Annotated in this window: 5 protein-coding genes and 1 pseudogene; all 6 read right to left on the reverse strand. The window is 71.5% G+C overall.

All coding sequences use genetic code 11. The features are described from left to right. Window positions 1-519: pseudogene (locus tag AC08ON_RS01440) on the reverse strand (bifunctional riboflavin kinase/FAD synthetase); the annotation flags it as partial. Window positions 520-528: 9 nt separating this feature from the next. After that, window positions 529-1,563: a tRNA pseudouridine(55) synthase TruB gene (gene truB / locus AC08ON_RS01445; protein WP_476606092.1), complete on the reverse strand. Its 1,035-nt coding sequence runs from the start codon at window positions 1,561-1,563 to the stop codon at window positions 529-531. Beyond that, entirely contained in the window at window positions 1,560-2,684 is a 1,125-nt protein-coding gene (locus AC08ON_RS01450; protein WP_476606093.1) for a DHH family phosphoesterase, read from the reverse strand. The genes truB and AC08ON_RS01450 overlap by 4 nt, the downstream gene beginning before the upstream one ends. Window positions 2,685-2,764: 80 nt before the next feature. Further along, window positions 2,765-3,268, reverse strand: a complete 504-nt coding sequence (gene rbfA, locus AC08ON_RS01455) for a 30S ribosome-binding factor RbfA (RefSeq protein WP_476606094.1) — start codon at window positions 3,266-3,268, stop codon at window positions 2,765-2,767. After that, the gene (locus AC08ON_RS01460) at window positions 3,261-3,659 is read right to left on the reverse strand and encodes a DUF503 domain-containing protein (protein ID WP_476606108.1); all 399 of its coding nucleotides are present in this window, start codon (window positions 3,657-3,659) and stop codon (window positions 3,261-3,263) included. Before AC08ON_RS01460 ends, rbfA begins: the two co-directional genes overlap by 8 nt. 78 nt (window positions 3,660-3,737) lie before the next feature. Then, window positions 3,738-5,564, reverse strand: coding sequence for a translation initiation factor IF-2 (gene infB / locus AC08ON_RS01465; protein WP_476616321.1), 1,827 nt, complete (start codon window positions 5,562-5,564; stop codon window positions 3,738-3,740). Window positions 5,565-6,088: the final 524 nt, after the last annotated feature.

The following is a 6,088-nucleotide window of genomic DNA, read 5'->3' on the forward strand; positions in this document are numbered from 1 at the left end:
GGCCACCCGGGCACGGATCGCCGTCGAGGAGAGCACCTGCTCGCCGGAGCGGACGAGACGGACCCCGTCAACCTCGAATCCCTCCCGGGCGCCCGCCTCCGACAGCGTCGCGAGCCTCCCGGCGGCCCGGTGACCGTAGGTGAAGTTCTCCCCCACCACGACCACGCTCGCCCGCAGCCGCTCGACCAGTATCCCGTGCACGAAGTCAGCCGGGGAGACCCGACTGAACTCCAGCGTGAACGGCTCGACGCAGAGCGCGTCCACCCCGGTCCCGGCCAACAGTTCGGCCTTGAAACGCAGCGTCGTGAGCAGGGCGGGATGGCTGCCGGGTCGCAGCACCTCACCGGGATGCGGGTCGAAGGTCAACACCAGCGAACGCTCACCGCGTTCCCGCGCCAGCCGGACCGCCCGGCCGATGATCTGCCGGTGTCCGAGGTGCACCCCGTCGAAGAAGCCAATCGTGACGACCCCGCCCCGCCACTGGACAGGCGTGTTCTCCGCCCCTCGCCACGTTTGCACGTGCGAAGCCTAGGACATTCTCGTGGGGCGCCGTCGGGCCACCGAACCCCGGCCGGGGCCGCCGGACTGGGCCGGGGCGAAGACGACGAGCGACCGGACCGCATGCTCGATCTCCTCGACCAGGGCCAGCACGGTCCCGTCGGGACCGAAGACGCCGTACGTACCCGGCCGTCCTACCGGGGGCAACCGTCGGCCATGGGACACGTCCGCTGCCGCCTCCGCCGTCACGTCGCGGCGCAGGAAGCCGGCCGCGACCGCGTCGGTCAGCGACGTGACCGCCCGCGGCCCCAGCTCGACGAACGTGTCGAGAGTCACTGCGCCCGCCAGATCGAAGGGACCAACGGCGGTGCGCCGCAGGGAGGTCAGATGCGCCCCGCAGTCCAACCCCGCCCCGAGATCACGGGCGAGCGCCCGCACGTATGTTCCGCTGGAGCAACCGACCGTGACCTCCAGATCGGTTCCGGCCGGGTCCACCGCCCCGTCGCCCGCGGCCCGCCGCGCCAGCAGGTCGAAGCGGTGGACCGTCACCCGGCGTGGGGCGAGATCGACCACCTCGCCGGCCCGGACCCTGGCGTACGCGCGTACCCCGCCCACCTTGACCGCGCTCACGCTGGCAGGAACCTGGTCGAGCACCCCGGTAAAGGCCGCCATGGCCCGCGTGAGCCGGTCGGCGTCGACGTCCACCGGACGGTCCTCGACCGGCGCGCCCTCGGCGTCGTCGGTCGTGGTAGTCCGGCCGAGCCGGATCGTGGCATCGTACACCTTGTCGGTGAGGGCGAGATGTCCGAGCAGGCGGGTTCCCCGGCCGGCTCCCAGCACCAGCACGCCCGTCGCCATCGGATCGAGGGTGCCCGCGTGGCCGATCCGACGCTGCCCGAGAATGCGCCGCGCCCTGGCGACGACATCGTGCGACGTCCAGCCGGCTGGCTTGTCCACGACGACGAGCCCGTCGACCTGTGGCCCGGGGCTGGGACCGGATCCCCGGCGGGATGCGGCTCCCCCCGGCCGCGCGGGTCCCCGGGTGGATCCCCCCCGGGTGTTCACCGCGGGCTCCGGACCGCGTTCCTCGGGCCACCCGGGCCGCACGGATTCTCCCGCGTCCCCGGGCCCCCCAGGCGCGGAGCCCGCGCCAGCGCGTCCCGAAGCACGTCCATCAACTCGTCGGGCGTCGTCCCGCAGGAGAATCCGGCGGCGAAGCGATGGCCGCCACCACCGAGAGCCGTACAGACCGCGCCGACGTCAACGTCCCCCTTGGAACGGACCGAGACCTTCCAGACGTCACCATCCTGCTTGCAGACAAGGGCGACCTCTGCCTCCGACACGGTGCGCACCGTGTCGATGAGCCCCTCGATCTCGTCGTACTCCAGTCCCGCGGCGCGCAGATCGGCCTGGCTGCACCAGGACCAGACGAGGTCGTACTCGGGCTCCAGCCGGACGCGGCCGAGAACCTCCCCGAGTAGCTTGAGATAGCCGAAGCGGTGGGTGTCCCACAGGGCACGGCTGATCAGGTCGGGACGGATGCCCGTGGCCACCAGCCGGGCGGCCAGTTGGTGCACCGCCGGTGTCGTCGCGGCGAAACGGAACGATCCCGTGTCGGTTACCAGACCGGTGTAGATCGCTGTCGCGATGTCCCGGTCGAGCCGCACGCCCAGGGCATCGACGAGGTCGATGACCATGGCGCTGGTCGAGGCCGCCTCGGGGTCGACCAGATTGAGATCGCCGAACCGGGTGTTGGAGGCATGGTGGTCGACGACCAGGACCCGGCAACCGGCCGTGGTGCTGGCGAGCCTGCCCAGCCGGGGCCGGCTGGCGGCGTCCAGGGTCACCACGAGACCCGGCCTGCCGGTGACGGCCTCGGGGGCCACCAACAGATCCTGACCGGCGAGGAAGCGAAGCACCCGGGGAACGACGAAGGGATCCGCGTCGAAGGACACCCGCGGCCTTCCGCCCAGCGACCGCAGCGCGAGCCCCAGCGCCAACGCCGATCCGAGACTGTCCCCGTCGGGGTTCACGTGGGCGATCAGCAGGATGTCGTCACCGGCGTCGATCGCGCCGGTCAGTGCGGTCACCGCGGCCTGGAAATCACCGGTCGGACCGGCACCGTCCGGGCGGGAGCGGTTGACCGACGCCGCCGGCGGGTCCGCGAGATCGGTCGCATCGCTCATCGTCAGTTCCCATCGCCGCTGTCTCGTCCCATCGCAGCTGTCTCGTGCCTGTCACCGCGGTGTCCCGGGCCCGTACCCCGTCATCCCTCCTGCCGGGCCGTCCCGCCGTACTCATCCACCTCGCCCAGCTCATCCGGCTCGCCCAGCTCATCCGGCTCGCCGGCGGAGCGCGGCCGGCGGTAGGGATCGTCGTCGCCCGCCGGGCGAGCATCCCGACGGACCTCGGCCAGATACGCGTCGCGTTCCCGGGCAACGCTGATCAGCTTCTCCAGATGCTGGGCGTCGTCGGGAAGCCGGTCATGAACGAAGGTGAGCGTCGGGGTCACCTTCACCCCCGTGGCCCGGCCGACCTGGCTGCGCAGCAGCCCCCGGGCGGATTCGAGCGCCTGGGCCGACGCCTGCCGCGCCGTCTCATCGCCGTAGACGGTGTAGAAGACCGTCGCGTCGACCAGATCCGGCGTCAGCCGCACATCCGTGACGGTCACCATGCCGAGTCGAGGATCCTTGACGCCACGCTCCAGCGTGGACGCCACGACCTCGCGGATACGCACGGCCAGCCGCCGTGCCCGGGCCGGATCAGCCACCGTCCACCTCCTTGCTCGCCGGTCCCGCCGGCGGCACGCTCACCGCGGCAGATGCACCGGGTGCATGCGGTTCACCGGGTGCATGCGGTTCGTCGTCCGCGTCGTCCGCCGAAAAGTAGCGCGCCCGCGCGGCGAGCACCTCGACGTCCGGTCGCTGGGCCACCAGATGCTCGCAGGAACAGAGGACCTCGACGCAGTGCGCCCGGTCCGCGGCGACGACCGCCATCCCGATCTCGGCTCGCCGGTACAGATCATGATGGCCGGTCTCGGCCACGCTGAGGGCGAAACGGCGACGCAGCTCCGCCACGATCGGCCGCACCACCGACCGTTTCTCCTTCAACGAGTGCACGTCACCGAGCAGCAGATCAAGGCTGAGGGTTCCGATCCACATGGTCGTCTCCCGCCGCCGGGCACACACCACCGGTGACGATCGGGCAGACAGCTCGATCGTCACCGGCCGCGGACGTGCTCAGGCGCGGGGAACCTCCCGTTGCTCGAACGTCTCGATCACGTCATCGATCTTGATGTCGTTGAACGACCCGAGACCGATACCGCACTCGTAGCCCTCGCGGACCTCCGTCGCGTCGTCCTTGAAACGCTTGAGCGACTCGACCGTGAGGTTGTCGGCCACGACGACGCCGTCGCGGATGAGCCTGGCCTTGGTGTTCCGCCGGATGACGCCGGAACGGACCAGAGAGCCGGCCACGTTGCCGATCCGCGGCACGCGGAAGACCTCGCGGACCTCGGCGGTACCGAGCTGCGCTTCCTCGTAGACGGGCTTGAGCATGCCCTTCAGGGCGTTCTCGATGTCCTCGATAGCCTGGTAGATCACCGAGTAGTACCGGACCTCGACGCCCTCACGGTCGGCCAGCTCCGTCGCCTTGCCCTGCGGCCGGACGTTGAAGCCGATGATGATCACGTCGGACGCCGACGCCAGCATCACGTTGGTCTCAGTGATCGCGCCGACCCCACGGTCGATGATCCGCAGACCGACCTCGTCGCCGACATCGATCTTGAGCAAGGCGTCCTCGAGCGCCTCGACCGAACCGGACACATCGCCCTTGAGGATGAGGTTGAGCTGGGTCTTCTCGCCCTCCTTCATCCGCTCGAGGATCGTCTCCAGCGTCGGACGGCCCCGGCTCAGCGCCAGCTCCGCGTTACGCTCGCGGGCCTGACGCCGTTCGGCGATCTGACGGGCCACCCGGTCCTCGGGCACCACCAGGAAGTTGTCACCCGCGTCGGGAACGCTGGTGAACCCCAGGACCTGGACGGGCCGGGCCGGGCCCGCCTCGACCACCTGACCACCGTGTTCGTCGAGCATCGCCCGAACCCGACCGAACGCCTCGCCGGCGACGACCGAGTCACCGACCCTCAGCGTGCCGCGCTGGACCAGCACGGTCGCCACCGGACCCCGGCCCCGGTCGAGCCGACCTTCGATGGCGACACCCTGCGCCTCGACCTCGGTCGGAGCCCGCAGGTCCAGGGATGCGTCGGCGGTCAGGACGATCGCCTCGAGCAGGCCGTCGATGTTCGTCCGGTTGCGGGCGGAGACGTCGACGAACATCGTGTCGCCGCCGTACTCCTCCGCCACCAGGCCGTACTCGGTGAGCTGACCCCGCACCTTGGCCGGGTCGGCGCCCTCCTTGTCGACCTTGTTGACCGCCACCACGACCGGGACGCCGGCCGCCTGGGCGTGGTTCAGTGCCTCGATGGTCTGCGGCTTCACCCCGTCGTCGGCGGCCACGACCAAGACCACGATGTCCGTCACCTGCGCACCGCGGGCCCGCATGGCCGTGAAGGTCTCGTGGCCCGGAGTGTCGATGAAGGTGATCGGACGCTCGTCGCCGTCGACCTTGGCCCGCACCTGGTAGGCACCGATGTGCTGGGTGATACCACCGGCCTCGCCCCCGACCACGTCGGTGGAGCGGATGGCGTCCAGCAGTTTCGTCTTACCATGATCGACGTGACCCATGACGGTCACGACCGGCGGCCGGGAGCTGAGCTCGACGTCGTCGCCGTACTCCCCGCCGAAAGAGAGGTCGAAGCTCTCGAGGAGCTCCTTGTCCTCGTCCTCCGGGCTGACGATCTGGACCTCGTAGCCGAGCGTGACACCCAACAGCTGCAGCGTCTCGTCGGTGCAGGACTGGGTCGCGGTCACCATCTCGCCGAGCTGGGTGAACACGACCTGGACCAGAGCGCCCGGGTTCGCGTCGATCTTGTCGGCGAAATCGGCCAGCGAGGCGCCACGGGGAAGCCGGATGGCCTGCCCGTTGCCGCGGGGCACCATCGCGCCCATGCGCGGCGCTTCGAGCCCGCTCTCCCATTCCTGCCGCTTCGCGCGCTTGGACTTGCGCTGGCGACCGGGGCGACCACGGCCACCGGGGCCGAAGGCGCCCGCCGTGGTCCCACCTCGGCCACGGCCGCCGGCCGCGGGACGACCGGGCGCACCGCCACCGCCGCCGCCACCACCGGGACGACCGGGCGCGCCACCCCGCCCGGCGAATCCGCCGGGACGCGGACCGCCGCCACCGGGACGCGGACCGCCGCCACCGGGACGACCGGGCGCGCCACCACCGCCCGGGCGTCCGGGAGGGCCACCGGCGGGCCGAGGCTGGAACATGTTCGCGTTGGGGCGCGGCCCCCCGGTGCCACCTGGGCGGGGCGGCATGCCACCCCCTGCTCCGGACCGTGGACCGCCGGAACGTGGTGGCATCCCGCCGGGAGTGGGCCGTGGACCACCGGCACCGGTGCCACCGGGACGCGGTCCACCCGGCCGGGGGGTACCTGGCCTGGGGGTGCCCGGCCGCGGGGCGCTGGGCC

It is taken from the genome of Frankia sp. CoWAU3, from assembly GCF_977971855.1.

Bases quoted from the DNA above. Each gene is read 5' to 3' on its own strand.
- infB (WP_476616321.1), bottom strand. From the start codon at position 5,564: ATGGGCGCGATGGTGCCCCGCGGCAACGGGCAGGCCATCCGGCTTCCC.
- AC08ON_RS01450 (WP_476606093.1), bottom strand. From the start codon at position 2,684: ATGAGCGATGCGACCGATCTCGCGGACCCGCCGGCGGCGTCGGTCAAC.
- AC08ON_RS01460 (WP_476606108.1), bottom strand. From the start codon at position 3,659: ATGTGGATCGGAACCCTCAGCCTTGATCTGCTGCTCGGTGACGTGCAC.